Below are 18,800 nucleotides of genomic sequence, written 5' to 3' on the forward strand. Positions count from 1 at the left end.
TAATGTTAATGATACAGATATAAGCGAACTACGCTTAAGAAATCAGCATCCATTCTTTCATTAAAAACCATTAACGAATCGTCAGTTCTGGATAATTCTTCACGACAATGAATGCGTAGTTGTACCAAGTTTCAAGGACTCCTGAAATTTTAATTTGGCTTCTAAGCAAAACTTAAAATGTTATTCCCCTTACGGGTCCAAGTTCGTCCAGCAAGAAGGATTCGAGGTCTTGATAGTCATCGTCGCTCAACACAAAATGCGACAGTACCGCTTCCTGAACCAGGCTCCATTCATTATCTTCGGTCTGACGTCGATGCTTGCTCATGACGTTGTCGCAGATTTTGAGCAGCGCAAATAAGTCTTTGATCTGCGGGTCGATGCCCGTTTGCGTTAACAAGTCATGTTCGTGATGCATCAAAATAAATTGACAGATAATTTCCGGGAAGTGCCAACTGCGCGCGACAAAATAACCCACAATGGCGTGGTTGGTGTTGAGGCTGTCGTCTTCCAGTTCGGTAAATTCATGGTCGGCGTACTCATTAATCCGACGCAGAATTTCCTGATAATCGTTGAAATGCATAGAGAGAACCGGCAAACCGCAATTGTGAAATAAACCGGCACTGTAAGCGTATTCTTTGGGTAGACGGCTGAGCATATTTAAACGTTCAACGGTTAAAGACATGAGCGCGGCAATGTCTAACGACGTATCCCAATAGCGTTCCATCGAAATGCAACTCGGTTTGCCGAGCATGGCTTGCCGATATTCATAAAATGCCACCAGGTTTACGACGTTGTCGACGCCTAATAACATGGCGGCTTGCACGATGTCGACGACGGTTTTGTTGAACCCGTAGATGGGCGAATTAATGGTTTTTAACACAAAGGCAGAGATGCCGACATCGGTCGAGATCAGGTCGGCCAATTTCTTCACAGAAAAATCTTTTTCATTTTGTCGCAGTTGCTGAATTTTAAGCAAAACCTCGGGCTGGGGCGGCACCATGAGCCCTTTTACAACATCTTTGGCTTTTTCTTCGGTGACATTAAACATCTGATTTTTCACTTTTTTCAGGTGATGACGCAAATTGCGTATTGATCGCCGAGCGCAATATACCGGCAAAGAACGTGTCAGTAACCCGTTCAGCTTAGTACAGCACCCCCAATGCTGCACTCCCTCGAAAGGATTAGGTCGTTGGCTTATCCGCAGCACGCCACGTATAGCAACATATTAACTATGGATAATAGATATATATTATATTTTAACTATTATTAAGCTCGTCTTAGACTGGCACGACATTCAAAACCGAGTAACTTCCATGCGATTTTTCCCACTAACAATCCTACTATGCCTGGCTTCCCTGACATGGGCTGATGACACACGGAATGAACAGCCTCTTTCGTTCAGCTTTATCACCACCAGCTACGCCAACCCAACGGCAGAAGCCTTTCTCGTCAAAGGCGGTCGACTGTGGCACCAACGAGCGCTGGTGCAAGGGGCGGTGTTGGTGCAACACAACGACAGCCTGTTCTTATACGACGCCGGTTTAGGTAAAAACATTGACGCGCAATTCGCGGAATTCTCCTGGCTGGGGCGCAAGATATTTGCCCACAGCGCGGTAACACCGGTCGCGGAGCAATTACAGGCGGCAGGCATTCCGCTCACGCAGATCGATTTTATCGTGCCTTCCCATCTGCATTGGGACCACGCCAGCGGTTTACCGGACTTTCCCGAGACGCCGGTCTGGGTGCAGTCACAGGAACTCGCCGCCGCCCGAGCCGGAACACGTCCGAGCTTTCTGCCTGAGACCTTAACGGAGTCCGTCAACTGGCAGGCTATTAGCTTACCTGCCCGTCCCTTCTTAGGTTTTGAGCGCAGTCTGGACGTGTTTGGTGACGGTACCGTGGTTCTGGTGAATCTGCCCGGTCACACCGCAGGCCAGCTTGGCCTGTATTTAGAGCTGTCGGCGAATGAGCGTTACTTTTTTATCGGCGATGCCACCTGGACTGTGAAGGGTATACAGAACAACAAAAAACGTTCCTGGCTGATTAAACGGCTGGTGAAATTAAATGATGACGAACAGCAAACACAAGATACGCTGGATCTGCTGCATGAACTAAGCTTACAGGATCCGGATCTTGTGATCGTGCCGGTGCACGATGAACAACAGGTGGCAACCTTGCCACAATTCCCTCAAGGACTTGCAGGGCCATTATGGAAATCAGAACCTTAAAATATTTTGTCAGTGCCTATGAGACCGGTTCCATCACCGCCGCGTCTCAGGCCTGCCACGTCGCCCAACCATCCATTTCACAAGCCATACAGAAACTGGAAGGTGAACTGCATTGCACCCTGTTGATCCGTGAAAAAACGGGGGTAACGCCCACAGAGGCGGGAAATCTTCTGTACCAACACGCTAAACGGCTGCTGGCCGACAGTGACTCGATTATCAGTCTGTTCAAACCGGCCCCGAGCAAGACCAAGCGCTTGGTGAACCTGGATGTGCATTTACCGTTAAGCCGGTTCAATTGGGTATTGGATGTGCTGAGCAAAACGGCCAAAGACACCCGTTGGCATTTTGTGAATGACACACCCAACGCGGACTTGCACCTTTGTTCTATCACCCAATGCCCGCCAGGTTACGACTTCATTCCACTGTGGAAAGACGACTATTGTTTGCTGACGCCAGACAGCCTGCGCTTCGACTTCAAAACAACGGGATGGGAAGGTTTACAGAAACTTGAGTTCATTGAGCGACCCTTTTGTGAAAACCGGCATTTGTGGGTCGCACTGCAACAACAGTTGGGCCTGACCTTAACGGTGAGCGCGCAGGCCCCAACCGAGGAATGGGCGCAGCTGATGGTCGCCAAAGGCTTCGGTGTCTGCTTCGCACCGATTCCGTCGGATAAGGTGGCTGGGATTCGTGTTGTGTCGTTGCCCTTTTTTGACGATTTTGAACGACCAACCCGGACCTTGGGTTGGGCCGTTTCACCCGGTTACGAGAACCGGGAGATTTTAGTGGGTGGTCGCTGAGTTAGCGTTGACCATAAATTGGATAATTAAGAATTATTTAATTGAGGAGACGATGGTGGTGAAATACTGCTCGAAGCAATAAACATGAGATCGGTTTGCATAGCACCACCACTTTTAACAGACCATGTTGACAGAGTAAAAGAGTTTTCATCAACTGATTCCACGACAACTCTCGCGTTGTCGCTCATGGGGGTTGCCACTACCTGAAACTCTAACTCCGGATGCGAAAGCCCGAGATTATGGGTTACTTCATAAATTTCACTTTGTCGTTTTTTAAATACGGTCCACCCGGGAATACCCTGAACTGGGACAGGTTCATTAAAACCATCAACAGCATTTAATTTCGCGGAGAAAATTGTCTTTGACATGATAATATCCTTTTAACGTTTTCTAAAAAATGACCCGACATTCAGAACCTAGCAAGCAATCCTGATTCATCTTCCGTCACAAATTGGTCGAGTACTATAAAACAGACTCCAGGCATATATTTTATGGTTATCTGTTTTTTGCGACCCTCTTGGCAAAAAACAAACTTTTTTGAACGATAAACCAAACTAGCCCTGAACCATTTTATACAGGCTGATCCCAACAAGCGAAGAAGCTGCGTAGTTCTCACTTGTTAGTATTAACAACCACACGACCACGAATCTGACCGGCCAGCAATTTCTCCGCCGCTGGAATAGCCTCAGCCAAGGTGATCTCCTGAACGATGTCATCCAGTAGCGAGACATCCAAAACCTCGGCAAGTCGTTGCCAAGCTTGCTCGCGGTCGGCCAAGGGACGCATCACACTGTCCACACCCGCCAGTGTCACACCGCGCAGAATGAATGGCATAACCGTGGCCGGCAGATCATACCCTTGAGCCAGGCCACAGGCGGCCACACAGCCGCCATATCGCGTTGTTGCACACACGTTGGCGAGCGTATGGCTGCCCACCGAGTCGACCGCACCGGCCCACCGTTCTTTTCCCAAAGGCCGGCCCGGTTCAGACAGCTCCGCCCGGTCGATAATCTCTGTGGCACCGAGTTTTTTCAGGTAATCGGCCTGATCGACACGCCCAGTCGACGCCACCACCGTGTATCCCAGGCTCGCCAAAAGGCTGATCGCAAAACTGCCCACACCGCCATTGCCTCCGGTGACCAGCACAGGTCCGTGTTCAGGCGTCACACCATGTTTTTCCAGCGCCATCACACAGAGCATGGCGGTATAACCGGCGGTACCGATAGCCATCGCCTGCCGCGGACTGAACCCGGAAGGCAGTTTAATCAGCCAGTCGCTGTTTAGGTTGGCTTTCTGCGCTAAACCACCGCTGTGAACTTCACCAACGCCAAAACCATTTAGCAGCACCGTATCTCCCACACTGAAATGACTGCAGTCACTGCGAGTGACGGTGCCGATCAGATCAATACCCGGTATCAGCGGAAACTGACGCACCACAGGGCTTTTACCGGTGATGGCTAACGCATCTTTGTAATTCAATGTGCTGTATTGCACATCGACGCTGACGTCCGTTTGCGGCAACAGCGTTTCATCGATGCTCTGCAAACTGGTGCGGTATCCGGCTTCGTCTTTTTCGATTAACAACCCCTGAAACATACAACCTCCTGAGTCTTGTGGTGACGTAGTGCACACACTGTAAAGTGATCTGTGATATTACCCAATCCGACCTTAGCCGCATCTAAATTAAGCTCAGGCAACAACGTTTATATTTTTTACCACTGCCGCACGGACATGGACCGTTCTTGCTGAACTGTTTGTCTTGTTGAATGTCTTGGACACTTTGTTGATAGAAGGCTTCTAACGTAGCACAGAGTTGCGGATGCTTCTTTTGCAACATCATCGGTCGCTCAAAAAAATATTCGCTGGCGACACTGAAAAATTCCGCAGGATTGGTCGCGCCATAATCGCGAATATTGCTTTCCTTCGTGTGGATATCGGCAATTTTCTCATGCACAAATTCGAACCAGGGAATGGCGTAGGTGTGATCATACAAGCGCTCGGGGAAGCCATCGCATGCGCCGTCTGCCATGTCGATTAAATGAACAAACTCATGAATTCCGACATTCTCTTTGTCATTTTGGTTTTCAAACCCCAAGTATAGATGCGGCTTACTCAACGCCAGCTTACCCGCCATCGGCCCGGTTCCAACCATACCGGATATGCGCGCATTGGGTCCACCGCAAACGAAGTTTTCATCGAAGGCTGCGGGCAACAGGTGCACCGCCTTCAAATTAAAATAGTGCCATTTGGGAAACGCCCACACCGGAATAATGGCACTGGCTGCCACCAGCAACTTGTCTTCATCTGTGACGTCCACCGCAACACCGCCTTCAACCGCCGTAGAGTGTAAGAACAGCAGCACACGTTTTTCGAAAACGATGCGATCTTCCGCGCTCAAATTCGCGTAAAAACCGACTTTTTTTTGCAGATAATCAGACCATCTCTGCTGCCAGATCTGGCCGTGTTGCGGCAACGGCTTTCGGAACAATCCCGATATCCAGTTGGAAATTTGGTTCAATAGCGACATGACGACTCTCAATTTCACGAAGGGAAAAATCCTAACACGGATCCCTGCCGGTCAGTGAGTTGACTTGATATAAAAAAGGAAACTCGCTGTCACAAGCGAACAGTGATATCAACTAAAAATATCGCCATGACCTCGTAAACCCCTCGTGTGCTGACAGGAACACCGACGCGAGCGATCGAAGTTAAGGGCACCTCTAAAAAGTCCGTCGATCTCTGCGCGTGTGCTAGCAGCGTGCAAAACAAGGCGAACACTGAAGGGAATGGTGAGTCCTTTTCAAAGCGTTTAACGAAGGTTTGTGCGTTGCTAGCCCGCGCCCGTTGGGGATTTAAGAACGAGCTTATGCAACGCCATAAACACTCGTTCAATCAACTCGTGTGGCATTGGGTCTTTGTGTGAAAAACTCAAATTTCCTTTTGCATTTCGATACGGTGTCAGTGCCTCGATCAATAACACATCTTCCGCCACCGGAGGGTAAATTCAGATGTGTTTTTTTTAAAAGCGGTAAAATAGAAAACGCTAGCCCAAAAAATTTCATCATAGGTCGAGAGTTTTGGAATACCGCGATTTTTGAGCGATAGGGTGACATTTTCGAGCTAACGTCGGTGCCCTTGTTTCCGGGCTGAACGCCCTTAAATACAGTAGCCAATCTTTCTGTATTTGGGCACCCAACATGATCCCGTTCTCCATTCTTGACCTTGCCACCATTACCGAAGGGGTGTCCGTTGCGGACTCTTTAACCATGACCCGAAACATGGCCATGGAGGCTGAGGCGTTGAACTTCAAACGTTACTGGTTGGCGGAGCATCATGGCATGAAAGGTGTCGCCAGTTCCGCCACCGCAGTGCTGTTGTCTCATATCGGTGCAGCGACGTCGAGTATCCGTATAGGTGCCGGCGGCGTGATGCTACCGAACCATTCTCCGTTGGTGATCGCCGAACAGTTTGGTACGCTGGCGGAACTCTATGGACCGCGCATTGATTTAGGCTTGGGTCGGGCTCCGGGCACCGATATGCGCACGTCCCAGGCATTGCGACGGAACAGTGACACATCGGTAGACCAGTACCCGAATGACGTTCAGGCGTTGCAGCTTTATTTGAGCGATGCCGAACAACCGGTGATCGCGGTGCCGGGGCAGGGCACGCACGTTCCCCTGTGGCTACTCGGTTCCAGCCTTTACAGTGCTCAGTTGGCAGCGCAACTGGGTCTACCCTATTCGTTTGCGTCCCATTTCGCGCCCGATTTACTGACCGAAGCACTTGAGGTTTACCGACGTTATTTCCGCCCCAGCGAACCGCTGGAAATGCCTTTATCCATGGTTGGCATTATGGCGGTACTGGCCGATACCGAAGCAGAAGCGGCTTATCTTTTTACGTCGGTACAGCAAAAGTTTCAACAGATGCGCACCGGCGGTAACACGCCGTTTCCGGCCCCCGTCGATAGCATGGATGGCCGCTGGACGGCGGCAGATAAACAAATGGTCGACCACGTACTCACCTATGCGTTAGTGGGAACCAAGGCGTCGGTTAAACCAAAACTGGAACGCTTCCTGTCGATGACGGAAGCCGATGAGTTGATCGTATCGATTCCGGTTCATGATGCCAAAGCAAGGTTACACAGTTTACGTTTGCTGGCCGAGTTGCGAGACGAGCAATAAGTCCTCAATGAAGTTTCTCATTGCAGGTTGAAATTTCAGACTAGACTTTCCGCATGACTGATAAAAGCAGGAAGTCTTTATGTCTGAAGCCAACTCTCAGCTTGAAACGGTACGCGCAACGCTGACCAAACGTATTGCCCAGAACGATGTCGACATTCCATTATTACCGGAGGTCGCACAGAAAGTTTTAGGTCTGACCCAGGATGCGGGTTCTGACGCCAGTCAGTTGGCCACGGTGATACAAAGTGATCCGACTCTGGCAGCCCATATTCTGCGCATAGCAAACTCACCCGCCTACTCACCCAATGGCAATATTTCATCGCTGCAGCAGGCCGTCAGCCGTCTGGGCATGATCGTTCTGGCTGAGGTGGCTATTGCTGCCAGCGTAAACGCCACCCTGTTTCACGCGCCTGGATTTGAAAAGCGAATACAGCAGATCTGGCGTGATTCACTATTGACCGGACTGTGGTCCAAAGAGGCCGCACGGGCGTGCCGACGCAACGTGGATACCGCATTCTTGTGTGGATTGCTGCACAACATCGGACGGCCGATGCTGTTGCAATGGGTGACCAATGGCGAGTCTGTGTTAAACGAAACCGACACCTTAGAATTGGAAGAAGCGCTTTTTTTGGAGGCAAATCGGGCGATGGTGCAAGCTTGGCAGTTGCCAGATATAGTTTTACAGGGCATCACGCAATACCCGATGGAGGTGAAAACCATGCCGGAGATCGCGGTGTTGGTTCGTGCCGGACGGATGCTGTGCCAATGGAGTGCCGCACCGGATAGTGAATTGTCTGAGCACCCGGACTACAAAAGTATCGTTACGGTACTGAACCTTTACCCTGACACCGTGGCCAACATCAAAATGCAATATAACGATGTACACGCCACATTGGAGGTAATGCGCGGCTAGCCACGCAATGGTCATGGCATCGTCAGATACCGCTCAAAAAACGAAGCCGCACGAGCGTGGGCCAGACCGGCTGCCTCGGGCATGTATGAAGGCCGAGCGTCATTGGCAAATGCATGACCCGCGTCGTACCAATACACCTCAATCTCCGGCAGCGAGCGTTGCACCTGATCGATCACGTCCTTCGGCGTATGTCCATCTACACGACCAAAGTGGCCCTGAAACGGCGCCTTGAGCGGCAGTCCGAGATATTCCGGTAAGCGGGTCCCATAGAAAGACACAGCCGCGTGAATGTCGAGTGTTTGCGCGCAACGTAATGCCAGACCGCCGCCCCAACAAAAACCCACAACGCCAACTTTTAAATTCTGTCCACCGAGATAGTCCACGACCGCGGCGATGTCTGCCACAGTGTTTTCCAAGGACAATTGCGCGACTGTCTGTAACCCCTGCTGAGGTTGCTCAAAAGGTATCACGGTCGGTGCCGCGACTCGATCAAACAACGCCGGGACTGCCACCAGATAACCGAGATCGGCATACCGGCGAGCGACGCCCTTCAGCTGCTCGGTGACACCGAAAATCTCCTGCAGAATAATGACCCCACCTTTGGCTTCACCGGTGGCAGGTTCAATCCATACGTTCAGTTCATGTCCATCACGACTCTTCAATTGCGTTTGCATAACATGGGTTCCTAGTGTCCTGAGTCAGAAGTTCAAAGGTTCAACGCGCAACAGACGTCAAACAGAATAATGGTCTTTTTGGTGTGCATTCGGCGGGTATTTATACACGATCACTCGTAGCAAACCAGCTTTTTGACAGGCCTCTGGCTGGAAATTTCAGGGTTTCGGACTATTCTGCTGTCAGCAGTAGCCGCAGGACGCCGTATGCCGAGTTCCCGAATCCATTTCAGCATTGACCCCAATCGCAATCTTATTACCGCTGTCAGCGAACCCACTCTCGATTATGTCGACTTCAATCTCCATCTGAAAGAGCTGGCGCAAGATCCTCTTTTTGATGGCAATCAGGACGGTTTATATGATTTTTCGGCAGTGGAAAAAATTTCCGGTGACCCGGGTTTTTGGGAGCAAACCGCCGATGCCATTAACAACCATAAAGACGTGTCCCGTGAACCCAAGGTGGCCATCGTGACCGGCGGTAAACGCCGGTTGGAAGGTGCGTTCGATGGCTGGAAAGTGATGATGAGTTTAAGCCACGTGCGATACGAAACGTTCAGTAACGTAGAACAGGCAAACGCCTGGTTGGGTATCGAATGAATCCGACCCATTCAACCGGTATCTTTGGTCAATTCTTCAAACAATAACATCAATATCAGGTAACCGGAGGCACTCAACGCAGGCTCGGATTCCGTTGACACAAAAACCCAATCTGACGATTGCATAAACCGCTTCAATGAGGCCAAAACTTTATTACCCGGTAACGGCGCATTCGGGTCTTTTCTTCTATCCAAATACCCGACAACCGCGTCGCCCTCAAACAAAACCCAATCGGTTGAGGAGGGTCCTAACAGCAAATCCAATTTGCTTTCAGTCGTGTTTCGCAAATGAAAGGTGCGAGCGGAAAGGGCATCGGTGACGGTCATCACATCGCGCCCAAACGGGTTCATGGCTTTGACCAAAGACATTCGAGCATAGGTATATAACGGTAACTTCTTTGCATCGGACAAGGTCCACTCAGACGGCATGATTTTGCGGTTCGGTGCTAACGTCGCGACATCACCTAAGTCGTTTTGAACGGTAATCGCATCGTGAGACACATAGCCAAACACATCGCTATGAGCGAGCGTTTTTTGTGTGGCTTCATCGATCACCTGATAACTGCGTTTATAGCCCTTCTGCCTTAGTTCCGTGTTGTATGCACTGGACAGTCGATATTCCATCTTGGTGAACCTCATGGCGTTGTTGATGACCGTTTGTGTCGAAACACAGGCGCCGTCATCGCTTGACTGTTCTCAAGGTAAATCGGTTTGCATTGCGCTGCAATAGTGACATTTCAAAACAGGGAAAGCGCCATCATGCAAACGCACGTTCATGATATTTTAACTGTGCTGGCTAACCATCCGGGACCACACAGCCGCGAATCGTTGGAGCAGACGATCATCGGGACGTTCGGGGAAGAAATGCGTTTTCATTCCTGCGCCAATGAGGGTATGACCGCCGGTGAGGCGGTCCAGTTTTTAATTCAACGTGGCAAGTTTACACCGCAGGAAACACCCGATGATCAGCAAACAAATTTATAACCACGATTGCGTAACGTGAACAGATGCTTGGCCACCGGCACATCGCCGATTTTTTTACGCAACCAGGCCACGTGCACATCCACGGTTCGGGTGCTGACGTCGGATTCGATACCCCATACTTCGTTGAGCAGTTCGTCGCGACTGAAAACACGATCCGGGTGGTGCACAAAGAAAGACAGCAAGCGGTACTCCTGCGCGTTCAGGCTCACCACCTGCTCTCCGCGGGTCAGCTCTCCGGTGGTATCGTTCAGGATGAAGTCACCAAAGTGGTGTTGCTCAGGTGCGGCGCTTTTATTAATTGAGTGTTCACCCGCTCTGCGCAGCAAGGCTTCCATACGAGCAAGCAGGATCTGCATGTCAAAGGGTTTGGTCAGGTAATCATCCGCCCCCAGTTTCAAGCCCATGATGGTATCAATATTGGTGGTGCGCGCTGTCAGCATCAGAATGGGCGACCTTACTTTCGCTTCTCGCAGCGACTGGCAAATCTGAAAACCGTCTTTGCCGGGTAACATCACGTCGAGCAGGATAATATCGAATGCGCCTTCGCGCGCGGCTTTCTCACCTTGCAGCCCGTCCGCACAATGTGTGACCCGACAACCTTCGGCCAGCAGACGGTCCTGCACCATAAAGGCTATCCCCTCATCATCTTCAATGAACAGAACATCAGCGTTCATCAACAATCTCCAACGGCAGTTCCACGGTAAAACAGCAACCTTGTTCGGTTGGCCCGGTATCGCTTTGATAAGGGCTCTGCAAGGTGACAGAGCCATTCAGTATGGCAGCGGTTCGCTGCACCAGACTCAAGCCCAGCCCGGTGCCCGGCAATTGCTCTTGTTCGCTGCGCGCACCGCGCACAAATGGCGCAAACACCTTGCGCTGTTCTTTTTTGGCAATGCCGGGTCCGTTATCGGCGACACGCAGTCGCAACGTATCTGACGACGGCACATCGACCTGAATCCAAACATGTGCCGGTCCAGTTTTCGGTTTGGCGTGAATCAGCGCATTCATCAGCAGGTTCTGGGCAATAACCCGAACCGCATCGACATCGATATTCATGGAGTAGTCGAGGTGTTGTATGGCCAGATGACAGGTCACGTTCTGTTCGCTGGCCAGTTGCACGAGAGGTGAAAACAACTCCTCAAAAAACGCACTGCCTTGGACCGTTTCCAATTGCTGGCTGTCTCGGCCCGGCAATCCGGAAAAAGTTAAGGTGGTGTCGATCATGCGCGACAGGCGCTTACTCTGCTTGCTGATCTCCAAACCGTAGCGAGTAATGCTTTCGGGCGAGGTGACCATGCCGTCTTTTAAGTTGTCTGCGGCGGAACGGATCACCGTAAGCGGCGTACGCAATTCATGGCTGATGGTCGCAATAAAATCCCGCTCCCGTTGTTGCTGTGCGCGCATGCGACGGGTCATGCCGACCAAGAGCAGAACCGTGACAGTCAACAACCCCAACACCAAAATCGAAAACACACTGTTCCGCCATTTCTGAAACGCTATTTGTTCGGTCAACGCACCTTTTGGTGAGTAAACCGTGAGCGCGATGTCGGTATCTGCGATGGTCGTTTCAGTTTGCTGAATGGCATTGAGGATTCCGTCGAACAACCAAGCAAAATCACGATCGAATTGAGAACGCGGATTCGCGTTGTCGTCGTTACCGGGTCGTTGCCGTCGTTCCGCCACCGGTATTTGCATAAGCCGGGTTAAGGGCAAGGTCAATTCCGGCGCCTGAGTATCGGGAATAATTCCGACCTGCAGCAACACGGTGTTGCCATAGGCAATGCGGTAATCGTAATTCAACAGCGTTTCGGCCAGAGCCGGTTGCAACAGTGTTTTGGTCAGCTTAGTCAGATCCAGCGTGACTATTCGGATTTCCAAGTTCACGCTGTCAGCCTCACTGCGATGACCGCTGATCAGCAGAAACTGATTGGCGGTACGCTGCCTGCCAAAGAGTCGTTCCAGATCAAAGGGACCACTGCGGTCCGGGGTGACGGCCTTAAAGGTCTCCACCCAAGTGTGGCGGGCATCGGTTGTTGGATACTCCGGCCATTGTTTCGACACCGGAATCAACAATACCTCTTCAACAAGATCACTTTGGGTTTGTCCGGCTTCAATATCCCGATAAACGGCTTGCAGTTCATTGCGGATGGTGTCTATGCCTTGGGTGAGGGTCAGCGCCAACTCTTTCTGCCCAGACAACAACGCACTGGCTGAGGCTTGGTTCAACCAGTTGATCTGTTGCCGCACTAACAACGCCAGCACCAGTAACACGACGGATACCAGCAGCAGGAACCAACCATTGGCGGATGTCAGACGAGGCGCGATGTGTTTCATCAAAGTCGATTTCGTTTTCATGCCTTCAGTGTAGCCTGCTTCGCCACGTGCCCCGAGCCCCTTTGCGTCACTTTTTACAAATTTAACATAGCGTTTACCCCGGCTTAACCCAGCGCAATAACCGCGCGGATATAGTGGTGTCATGCATTTTCTGACCATTTTTCCGAACCAAACAGGACAACCCACTATGACTGCCATTGTGAATACCGACAGTGTCAAACCGGCACGCAGTGCCGGGGCGAAAAAGCAAAGCCAGTTGGCCATGACCGTAATTGCGGCACTCGCCATTGCGGGCGGGGCCGCTTATTACACGCTGATTCCCCGCGATACGGGCTATGTGCTGACCGACTACGACACCGCCGTTGTGACCTTAACGGACCTGGTGCAAACCGAACAGGCCAGCGGCACCACGCAGATTCCACGCCAGATGGTGCTAACCAACCCGCAGGAAAGCTACGCCGACCAATTGTTGGTCGCGGTCGGTGACACAGTGAGCAAAGGCGATGTACTGGCCGAACTGACCGTACCGGACCTGGATGAAACCATTGAAGACCTACGCGCCAGCATGGACAGCGCAAAACTATCGCTGCAGCGCTTAACGTTGACGCAGGTAATCGAAAACGAAAATCATGCCGATCAGATTGTGCAGCTGAAATCGGACATTGAAACACTGAGCAAAACCGTGACCAAGTACGAGCAGCTGGTTGCACTGAACAGTTTGCCGGTGACCGATCTGGAAACCAAACAGGAAGAACTGGCCGACAAGCAACGTGAACTGGCCGAAACGTTGCGCAGCAACGAGCGAAACCAGCAATTACAGGCATACGATCTCGCCGCCAGTGAAGCCAATGTCGACACCATTGAACTGAAATTAACGCGCGCGCTGGCCGACAAAGAGGCCACCCGCATTAAGAGCCCGATGGCTGGCGAAGTTCTGAGTATCGCCAGTGAACTGTCGGTGCCCGGCAGCGCGATTGAGATGAATGCAGAACTGTTCACCATCGCCGACCCGAGCAGTGTGGTCTTCAATCTGGCATTGGCCGAAGAGTATTCCTCGTTAATTTCGATGCAGGACCCGGTTGAAATCAACGTCGGCTCCAGTTGGACCACCGGTACCATCAGTGCGATTGGTAAGGTGGCTCAAACTTCATCGGACGGTCTCGGTGCCACCATCGATGTCGATGTGACACCAAACGACAGCAGCGCGAATTATCTGTTGGGCAGCACCGCGGTGGGCGTCTTCACGCTTGGCACACAGCCGGATGTACTGACCTTGCCACGAGGCTCCTACCTGACCACCGGCGGACAAAAATACGTGTACCGCGTCATCGGCAATCGCGCTGAAAAAGTCAGTGTAAAAATCGGCAGTATCGAAGGTAACACCGTCCAGATCCTGTCTGGCCTGAGTGCGGGCGACACCGTCATCACCTCCGGCTATCAAAACTTCATCAATGAAACCAACATCACTTTAGCTGGGGAATAATCATGATCCGCTTAGAAAACATTGCCAAAAAATACGACCTGGGCGGCACCAATGTCAGCGCTCTGGATGACATTTCCTTCACCATTGAACAGGGTGAGTTTGTTGCCATCATGGGACCATCCGGTTCCGGCAAATCGACCCTGATGAATATTCTGGGCATCCTGGATAATGCCAGCAGTGGCGCTTACTTTCTGGAAGGACACAACATCACCAGCCTGCCCGATAAAGAACAGGCGCGCATCCGCAACCGGCACTTTGGTTTTATCTTTCAGAGTTTCAACCTGTTCCCGGAATTATCTGCGATCGAAAACGTGATGTTGCCCATGAGCTACGCCGGTATCGGTTTTGCCGAACGCAAACAGCGTGCAGCAGAGCTGCTTGACCGCGTTGAGCTGTCGCATCGCATGACGCATTTACCGACCATGCTTTCTGGTGGTGAACAGCAACGTGTGGCCATTGCCCGTGCACTCAGTAACCAACCCAACCTGATACTGGCCGACGAACCAACGGGCAACTTACCAACCGACAAGGGTCAGGAAATTCTCGACATTCTGACGGAATTGCACCGCAGCGGCACCACCATCGTGATGGTCACGCACAACGACGCGCAGGGCGACATGGCCCAGCGTGTCATCAATATTCAGGATGGTTTACTGCACAGTGAGGTCCGCCGATGAAAACACGTGAAGACTGGACGCTCAGTCTGCGCATGCTGTGGGCGCACCCGTTAGAGTCTCTGTTACTGGTACTCGGTTTGGCCATTGCCATTGGTGCAACCACCTCTGGATTGGCCATGGTCGAGAAAGCGCGTGTCGACGGTGACGCTTTGTTGCAGTTGCCGGAATACCGCGAAATTGTGGTCTCCAGCCGCGAATCGTCTGATCAGATGACCACACCGGTGGTGTTAACTCAGGATGAGACCGTGACGTTATCGATTGATGATCTGGAGGCGGCGCAATTGTCGCCAGACATTGAATTCGCCTACCTGGCCGAACGCACCCGTTTACGCTTTAACACCAGCGATATCAATTTCGCACCACCGGATGCACCACCAGAGACGAGTGACACAAACAGCAATCCGAACTCGGCGGCAGCTGACGTCAGCACCGAAAACGCCGCATTTAACGAACGTCCGCCGTTGGAGTTTGCGACCGTGGAAGGCCCTCAGCCGCAACTCGATGAAGTGTCCGGTTATTCAGTCACCACCGACTATTTTCCAGCGATGAACCTGACCATTGCTGACGGCAGTTTATTCACGGAAGCCGACTTGCTTCAGGGTAACAAAGTGGTGGTGTTGGGTGCTGAACTGGCAAAAACTTTATTTGCCGATGGTGAAAATCTGAATCGCCAACTGGCGTCCTTTACCAACATTTACACCATCATTGGAACGTTACAACCCACGGGCACGACCCTGGACGCCATGGTGTTTATGCCATCGCGATTGGCGCAGGACAACACGGGGGCTTTGGCCTTCCGAGGACCCGGTGGTGGCAACAACACAACGTTACATTTTGCTGTGAATGACGCGAGCAAACTCAACGCTGCCGCCGAGCAGTTAAGCAGCTGGTTCGATACGACATACGGCGTGGGCAATACCGCCACCAGCGTACCTCGCTCGGCAGTTGAACAGGCGATCGATCGCAAAGAAAAAACCGCATTGATGACACTGATTCTGGCCTTAGCCGGTTTGTTAATCGCCAATGTGAATGTTTCCAACATTTTGTATTCGCGAGCCATTCGTCGACGCAAGCAGGTTGGTATTTTAATGGCGCTGGGAGCTTCGCGCCGGCATATCTTCAATTTATTTTTGGGTGAAAGCGGTGTCGTGGTCAGCCTGGGGGCACTTGCGGGTATGGCGATTGCGTTCGGTTTTTCTGTGTTACTGATGCAGTCCGGCACCGATGGCGCGTTACCTGTGTACGCAATCGTACTCGGCATGTTGGCCGCTGCGGGCATTGCCCTGTTATTTACCCTGGTACCGGCCGTTTACGCGGCGCGCATTCCACCCGCCGTTGCAATCCGAGTGGAATAGGAGCTGAACCATGAATGTTTTTTTTGAAACTCTCGAAAACTTGCGGAACAATCCGTTTAAATCGCTCATTACTTTTTTATCACTCGGCATTGGCGTGGGTATTCTGATTTTCGCGCTGAGTATCTCCACCCTGTTTACCCAGTTATTGGACACCAAAGTGAACGCCGAAGGTGTGGTCTATACCGTCAGCAATACCGAGCTGCAAGCCGACGGCACATACGAACGCGTCCGCCCGGCGCAACTCGATATGCAGGCTTCCAACCTGGTGACCGCAGGCGTTTCTGGCGCCACGGAAGCAGCGGTACTGATGCCGACGCCGTTTAATCAGGTCACCACGCACGGTCAGAAATATCAACTGCGCACCGTGGTGGGCACGAGCGAAGCGTATCTGGACGTAATGGACCTCGACTTGCTTTCTGGACTGTCGATGAGCGAATCGGACGTCGACAACGGCAGCAAAAAAATGTGGTTGTCTGAGAGTACCGCCATTCTGTTGTTTGGCTCTGCCGACAGCGCCATCGATCAACAGGTACAAACTCCTGCCCGTACCTTTGGTCCGCGTAACAACAATGCAACGCAGGCACCCACACTTTATACCATCGCCGGTGTATACGAAGACGCCGATGAACTTAAGCGTACAGCCTATGGTATTGCCGATATTATCGTGCCTTATACGGCTGCTTTTCAGGGGGGTGACGGTAACGTTAGCCGCATGCTGGAATTTATCGCCAGTACCTTCGTCGTAAAGGTGGCTGACAACGATAACGCAGACGCACAGATCCGCGATGTATTAACTCTGGAATACGGTGACGATATTTCCCTGAATATATGGGAAGGCACTATGCAATCCCCCTCCACCACACTTCAGGACACCCGCGATAGCGTTCAGAGTTTTACTTTGGTGATTAACCTGCTCGGGTTCATTTTGCTGGTGTCCGGCGCAATCGGAATTCTCAGTATTATGTTGGTGGAGATACTCGGTAAACGACGCGCCATTTCTCTCGAGCGTGCCCTCGGTGCATCAATACCCGCAATCGTTCAGAAATTCTTTATGCAATCGCTCGTCCTCAGCGGCATCAGTGCAATGATCGGTATCGCCCTGGCTTACTTCTTTGCTGCCCCATTGACCGACATGGTTGCGGCGGTTTTCAACGGGCTGGAAGCCAGCGAGTTGGGTGATTCATTGATTCAACCGATCGCAATCGGGGTGGGCGTCTGCTCCGCGTTGTTGTTTGGCGGTGTCTTTGGGGTGCTGCCTTTAATAAGCTTGGCGAAACGCCCGATCGCGGAGGGTTTGCGAGATGCGTAATGTCGTAACTCTACTTTCCGCGACCCTGTTGCTTTGTGTTGGATCTGCCTTTGCCGTTGATCTGGACCGACTGCCACTGTCAGAGATTCAGCAACAGGCGATAACCAATAGTCTGACACTCAAGACCGATGATTGGACATTGTCACAACGAGCGGACGCTCTGCAAAGTGATTTGTTGGACCGTGCCAGCATCAGCACCAGCGCGCTGACACAGAAAAATCTGCAACAGGATTTGCCGGCCACCACCGTGGTCACTGTAAAAGGGGATGTGGCGTTGACGTCAACCTTATCTGTCAGTGCGCAAATCGACAGTAACCAACAATCGTCTGTCTCATTCAGTTACAGCCCGTTTGCAGATGACTTTGTCAGTGCCAGCGAACGTGAACAATTGCAACAGGCAAAACTAACACTGGCCTATGACCAACTCACTTTGGTTAACAATGTTGAGCAAGTGGTGTTAGCGGTCATCAAGGCTGAACAAACGTTAAACCTGACAGAACAGAATGCGACATTAACCGCCGCGCAGGAACAGTCCAAACGCAGTTTACTGCAACAGGGTATGGCCAGTGCCAGCGATGTTGCCGAGGCTACCCAGCAACGCGTCAGCGCACAACAGGCGGTATACGCCGCGCAGCTCTCCCTGTTGGATTCTCAACAAGCGTTGCAGGTACTCGTCGGTACTGACGTGGTGGTCCCGGACATTAACGTTGAAACGCTCACCAAACTGATTTCTCAGCGCTCGAAGCAATTAGCGACACTATCCGTGGAAACAATTCAGTCTAAAAACATCGAGCAACTTTTGCTGCAACAGCAAACGTTAACGAGTGATATGGCAGATATTCATGTCTACAACCCAGATGTGCGTCTTACCGGCGAATACGATATTGATGACAACGCCGTAAAACTGGGTGTCAGTCTGAGTTTCAGCCGCAGCCAATTCGGTGCCGATACCCTGACCGACCTCGATCAGGAACTGGCGTTAAAAACAATGGAGCTTGCCCAACAGCGCGACCAATTACAGCAACAGTACCAGCTGTTAACACAGAAACTTGCCCTAAGTGAAAGCGCACTTACCGCCCGGCAATTGGAAGCTGCGCTTGCCGAGCAAGATTGGCAGGAAATGATCTTATTGCAACAGCAGGGAGACCGTACGCTTCTGCAAGTTGATCAACAGAACTACTTAAAAAATCAAGCAGACCAGTGGGTGTTCGAGGCATTGATGGAGGTGTACTTAGCACAGAATAATTTGGCGATGTTATGGCGGTAACT

The 18,800-nt window shown here is 51.5% G+C and carries 19 protein-coding genes; 11 read left to right on the forward strand and 8 right to left on the reverse strand.

The genetic code is table 11. The annotated features are described in order from the left end of the window. Positions 1 to 172 precede the first annotated feature (172 nt). Complete coding sequence (locus IYN85_RS14760; protein WP_196159666.1) at positions 173 to 1,048, reverse strand: HDOD domain-containing protein; 876 nt, start codon at positions 1,046 to 1,048, stop codon at positions 173 to 175. Between the two features lie 265 nt (positions 1,049 to 1,313). On the opposite strand from IYN85_RS14760, the gene IYN85_RS14765 reads away from it, so the two are divergent. Both IYN85_RS14765 and IYN85_RS14770 read left to right on the forward strand, forming a co-directional pair. Beyond that, on the forward strand, positions 1,314 to 2,228 hold the full coding sequence (locus tag IYN85_RS14765) for an MBL fold metallo-hydrolase (protein ID WP_196159667.1): 915 nt from the start codon (positions 1,314 to 1,316) through the stop codon (positions 2,226 to 2,228). Next, the gene (locus IYN85_RS14770) at positions 2,210 to 3,028 is read left to right on the forward strand and encodes a LysR family transcriptional regulator (protein WP_196159668.1); all 819 of its coding nucleotides are present in this window, start codon (positions 2,210 to 2,212) and stop codon (positions 3,026 to 3,028) included. The genes IYN85_RS14765 and IYN85_RS14770 overlap by 19 nt, the downstream gene beginning before the upstream one ends. Before the next feature lie 26 nt (positions 3,029 to 3,054). Here the strand turns inward: IYN85_RS14770 and IYN85_RS14775 are convergent, their stop codons facing one another. The 3 genes from IYN85_RS14775 to IYN85_RS14785 all read right to left on the reverse strand — a co-directional run bounded on the left by IYN85_RS14775 (position 3,055) and on the right by IYN85_RS14785 (position 5,555). Continuing rightward, positions 3,055 to 3,396, reverse strand: a complete 342-nt coding sequence (locus IYN85_RS14775; protein WP_196159669.1) for a hypothetical protein — start codon at positions 3,394 to 3,396, stop codon at positions 3,055 to 3,057. A gap of 244 nt (positions 3,397 to 3,640) precedes the next feature. Beyond that, positions 3,641 to 4,624, reverse strand: a complete 984-nt coding sequence (locus IYN85_RS14780; RefSeq protein ID WP_196159670.1) for an MDR family oxidoreductase — start codon at positions 4,622 to 4,624, stop codon at positions 3,641 to 3,643. A gap of 82 nt (positions 4,625 to 4,706) precedes the next feature. Then, entirely contained in the window at positions 4,707 to 5,555 is an 849-nt protein-coding gene (locus tag IYN85_RS14785; RefSeq protein ID WP_196159671.1) for a M90 family metallopeptidase, read from the reverse strand. A gap of 670 nt (positions 5,556 to 6,225) precedes the next feature. Here IYN85_RS14785 and IYN85_RS14790 point away from each other — a divergent pair. Continuing rightward, positions 6,226 to 7,209, forward strand: a complete 984-nt coding sequence (locus IYN85_RS14790; protein WP_196159672.1) for an LLM class flavin-dependent oxidoreductase — start codon at positions 6,226 to 6,228, stop codon at positions 7,207 to 7,209. Positions 7,210 to 7,288: 79 nt separating this feature from the next. Next, positions 7,289 to 8,122, forward strand: coding sequence for an HDOD domain-containing protein (locus IYN85_RS14795; protein ID WP_196159673.1), 834 nt, complete (start codon positions 7,289 to 7,291; stop codon positions 8,120 to 8,122). An 11-nt stretch (positions 8,123 to 8,133) separates the two neighbouring features. On the opposite strand, the gene IYN85_RS14800 is transcribed toward IYN85_RS14795, so the two are convergent. Further along, positions 8,134 to 8,796, reverse strand: a complete 663-nt coding sequence (locus IYN85_RS14800) for a dienelactone hydrolase family protein (protein ID WP_196159674.1) — start codon at positions 8,794 to 8,796, stop codon at positions 8,134 to 8,136. Positions 8,797 to 9,000: 204 nt separating this feature from the next. On the opposite strand from IYN85_RS14800, the gene IYN85_RS14805 reads away from it, so the two are divergent. Next, positions 9,001 to 9,390: an STAS/SEC14 domain-containing protein gene (locus IYN85_RS14805; protein ID WP_196159675.1), complete on the forward strand. Its 390-nt coding sequence runs from the start codon at positions 9,001 to 9,003 to the stop codon at positions 9,388 to 9,390. Between the two features lie 11 nt (positions 9,391 to 9,401). Here the strand turns inward: IYN85_RS14805 and IYN85_RS14810 are convergent, their stop codons facing one another. Further along, positions 9,402 to 10,013: a hypothetical protein gene (locus IYN85_RS14810; RefSeq protein WP_196159676.1), complete on the reverse strand. Its 612-nt coding sequence runs from the start codon at positions 10,011 to 10,013 to the stop codon at positions 9,402 to 9,404. 135 nt (positions 10,014 to 10,148) lie between these two features. On the opposite strand from IYN85_RS14810, the gene IYN85_RS14815 reads away from it, so the two are divergent. After that, the gene (locus IYN85_RS14815) at positions 10,149 to 10,373 is read left to right on the forward strand and encodes a YecH family protein (protein ID WP_196159677.1); all 225 of its coding nucleotides are present in this window, start codon (positions 10,149 to 10,151) and stop codon (positions 10,371 to 10,373) included. On the opposite strand, the gene IYN85_RS14820 is transcribed toward IYN85_RS14815, so the two are convergent. Next, entirely contained in the window at positions 10,355 to 11,047 is a 693-nt protein-coding gene (locus IYN85_RS14820; protein WP_196159678.1) for a response regulator transcription factor, read from the reverse strand. The genes IYN85_RS14815 and IYN85_RS14820 overlap by 19 nt on opposite strands. Continuing rightward, entirely contained in the window at positions 11,037 to 12,851 is a 1,815-nt protein-coding gene (locus tag IYN85_RS14825) for a HAMP domain-containing sensor histidine kinase (protein ID WP_196159679.1), read from the reverse strand. Before IYN85_RS14825 ends, IYN85_RS14820 begins: the two co-directional genes overlap by 11 nt. Positions 12,852 to 12,894: 43 nt before the next feature. Here IYN85_RS14825 and IYN85_RS14830 point away from each other — a divergent pair, with 43 nt between their 5' ends. From IYN85_RS14830 to IYN85_RS14850, 5 genes are read left to right on the forward strand one after another with little or no spacing between them, the layout of a single operon-like run. Next, positions 12,895 to 14,190 (forward strand): efflux RND transporter periplasmic adaptor subunit, encoded by a 1,296-nt coding sequence (locus IYN85_RS14830; protein ID WP_196159680.1) that lies wholly within the window; start codon positions 12,895 to 12,897, stop codon positions 14,188 to 14,190. 2 nt (positions 14,191 to 14,192) lie between these two features. Further along, positions 14,193 to 14,867 carry an ABC transporter ATP-binding protein gene (locus tag IYN85_RS14835; protein ID WP_196159681.1) on the forward strand — a complete coding sequence of 225 codons (675 nt, stop codon included), beginning with the start codon at positions 14,193 to 14,195 and terminating at the stop codon, positions 14,865 to 14,867. After that, positions 14,864 to 16,222, forward strand: coding sequence for an ABC transporter permease (locus IYN85_RS14840; RefSeq protein WP_196159682.1), 1,359 nt, complete (start codon positions 14,864 to 14,866; stop codon positions 16,220 to 16,222). Before IYN85_RS14835 ends, IYN85_RS14840 begins: the two co-directional genes overlap by 4 nt. Positions 16,223 to 16,232: 10 nt before the next feature. Next, on the forward strand, positions 16,233 to 17,531 hold the full coding sequence (locus IYN85_RS14845; RefSeq protein WP_196159683.1) for an ABC transporter permease: 1,299 nt from the start codon (positions 16,233 to 16,235) through the stop codon (positions 17,529 to 17,531). Then, complete coding sequence (locus IYN85_RS14850) at positions 17,524 to 18,798, forward strand: TolC family protein (RefSeq protein WP_196159684.1); 1,275 nt, start codon at positions 17,524 to 17,526, stop codon at positions 18,796 to 18,798. The genes IYN85_RS14845 and IYN85_RS14850 overlap by 8 nt, the downstream gene beginning before the upstream one ends. The last annotated feature ends 2 nt before the right edge of the window (positions 18,799 to 18,800 follow it).

It is taken from the genome of Reinekea sp. G2M2-21 (genome assembly GCF_015687175.1).
In the GTDB taxonomy this organism is placed as follows: Bacteria; Pseudomonadota; Gammaproteobacteria; order Pseudomonadales; family Natronospirillaceae; genus Reinekea.

Excerpts from the sequence above, each read along its gene's own strand:
- IYN85_RS14780 (WP_196159670.1), bottom strand. The coding sequence starts at position 4,624 with ATGTTTCAGGGGTTGTTAATCGAAAAAGACGAAGCCGGATACCGCACC.
- IYN85_RS14765 (WP_196159667.1), top strand. The coding sequence starts at position 1,314 with ATGCGATTTTTCCCACTAACAATCCTACTATGCCTGGCTTCCCTGACA.
- IYN85_RS14845 (WP_196159683.1), top strand. The coding sequence starts at position 16,233 with ATGAATGTTTTTTTTGAAACTCTCGAAAACTTGCGGAACAATCCGTTT.
- IYN85_RS14790 (WP_196159672.1), top strand. The coding sequence starts at position 6,226 with ATGATCCCGTTCTCCATTCTTGACCTTGCCACCATTACCGAAGGGGTG.
- IYN85_RS14850 (WP_196159684.1), top strand. The coding sequence starts at position 17,524 with ATGCGTAATGTCGTAACTCTACTTTCCGCGACCCTGTTGCTTTGTGTT.
- IYN85_RS14840 (WP_196159682.1), top strand. The coding sequence starts at position 14,864 with ATGAAAACACGTGAAGACTGGACGCTCAGTCTGCGCATGCTGTGGGCG.
- IYN85_RS14795 (WP_196159673.1), top strand. The coding sequence starts at position 7,289 with ATGTCTGAAGCCAACTCTCAGCTTGAAACGGTACGCGCAACGCTGACC.
- IYN85_RS14800 (WP_196159674.1), bottom strand. The coding sequence starts at position 8,796 with ATGCAAACGCAATTGAAGAGTCGTGATGGACATGAACTGAACGTATGG.
- IYN85_RS14835 (WP_196159681.1), top strand. The coding sequence starts at position 14,193 with ATGATCCGCTTAGAAAACATTGCCAAAAAATACGACCTGGGCGGCACC.
- IYN85_RS14810 (WP_196159676.1), bottom strand. The coding sequence starts at position 10,013 with ATGGAATATCGACTGTCCAGTGCATACAACACGGAACTAAGGCAGAAG.
- IYN85_RS14830 (WP_196159680.1), top strand. The coding sequence starts at position 12,895 with ATGACTGCCATTGTGAATACCGACAGTGTCAAACCGGCACGCAGTGCC.
- IYN85_RS14820 (WP_196159678.1), bottom strand. The coding sequence starts at position 11,047 with ATGAACGCTGATGTTCTGTTCATTGAAGATGATGAGGGGATAGCCTTT.
- IYN85_RS14770 (WP_196159668.1), top strand. The coding sequence starts at position 2,210 with ATGGAAATCAGAACCTTAAAATATTTTGTCAGTGCCTATGAGACCGGT.
- IYN85_RS14760 (WP_196159666.1), bottom strand. The coding sequence starts at position 1,048 with ATGTTTAATGTCACCGAAGAAAAAGCCAAAGATGTTGTAAAAGGGCTC.
- IYN85_RS14775 (WP_196159669.1), bottom strand. The coding sequence starts at position 3,396 with ATGTCAAAGACAATTTTCTCCGCGAAATTAAATGCTGTTGATGGTTTT.
- IYN85_RS14825 (WP_196159679.1), bottom strand. The coding sequence starts at position 12,851 with ATGACACCACTATATCCGCGCGGTTATTGCGCTGGGTTAAGCCGGGGT.
- IYN85_RS14805 (WP_196159675.1), top strand. The coding sequence starts at position 9,001 with ATGCCGAGTTCCCGAATCCATTTCAGCATTGACCCCAATCGCAATCTT.
- IYN85_RS14785 (WP_196159671.1), bottom strand. The coding sequence starts at position 5,555 with ATGTCGCTATTGAACCAAATTTCCAACTGGATATCGGGATTGTTCCGA.
- IYN85_RS14815 (WP_196159677.1), top strand. The coding sequence starts at position 10,149 with ATGCAAACGCACGTTCATGATATTTTAACTGTGCTGGCTAACCATCCG.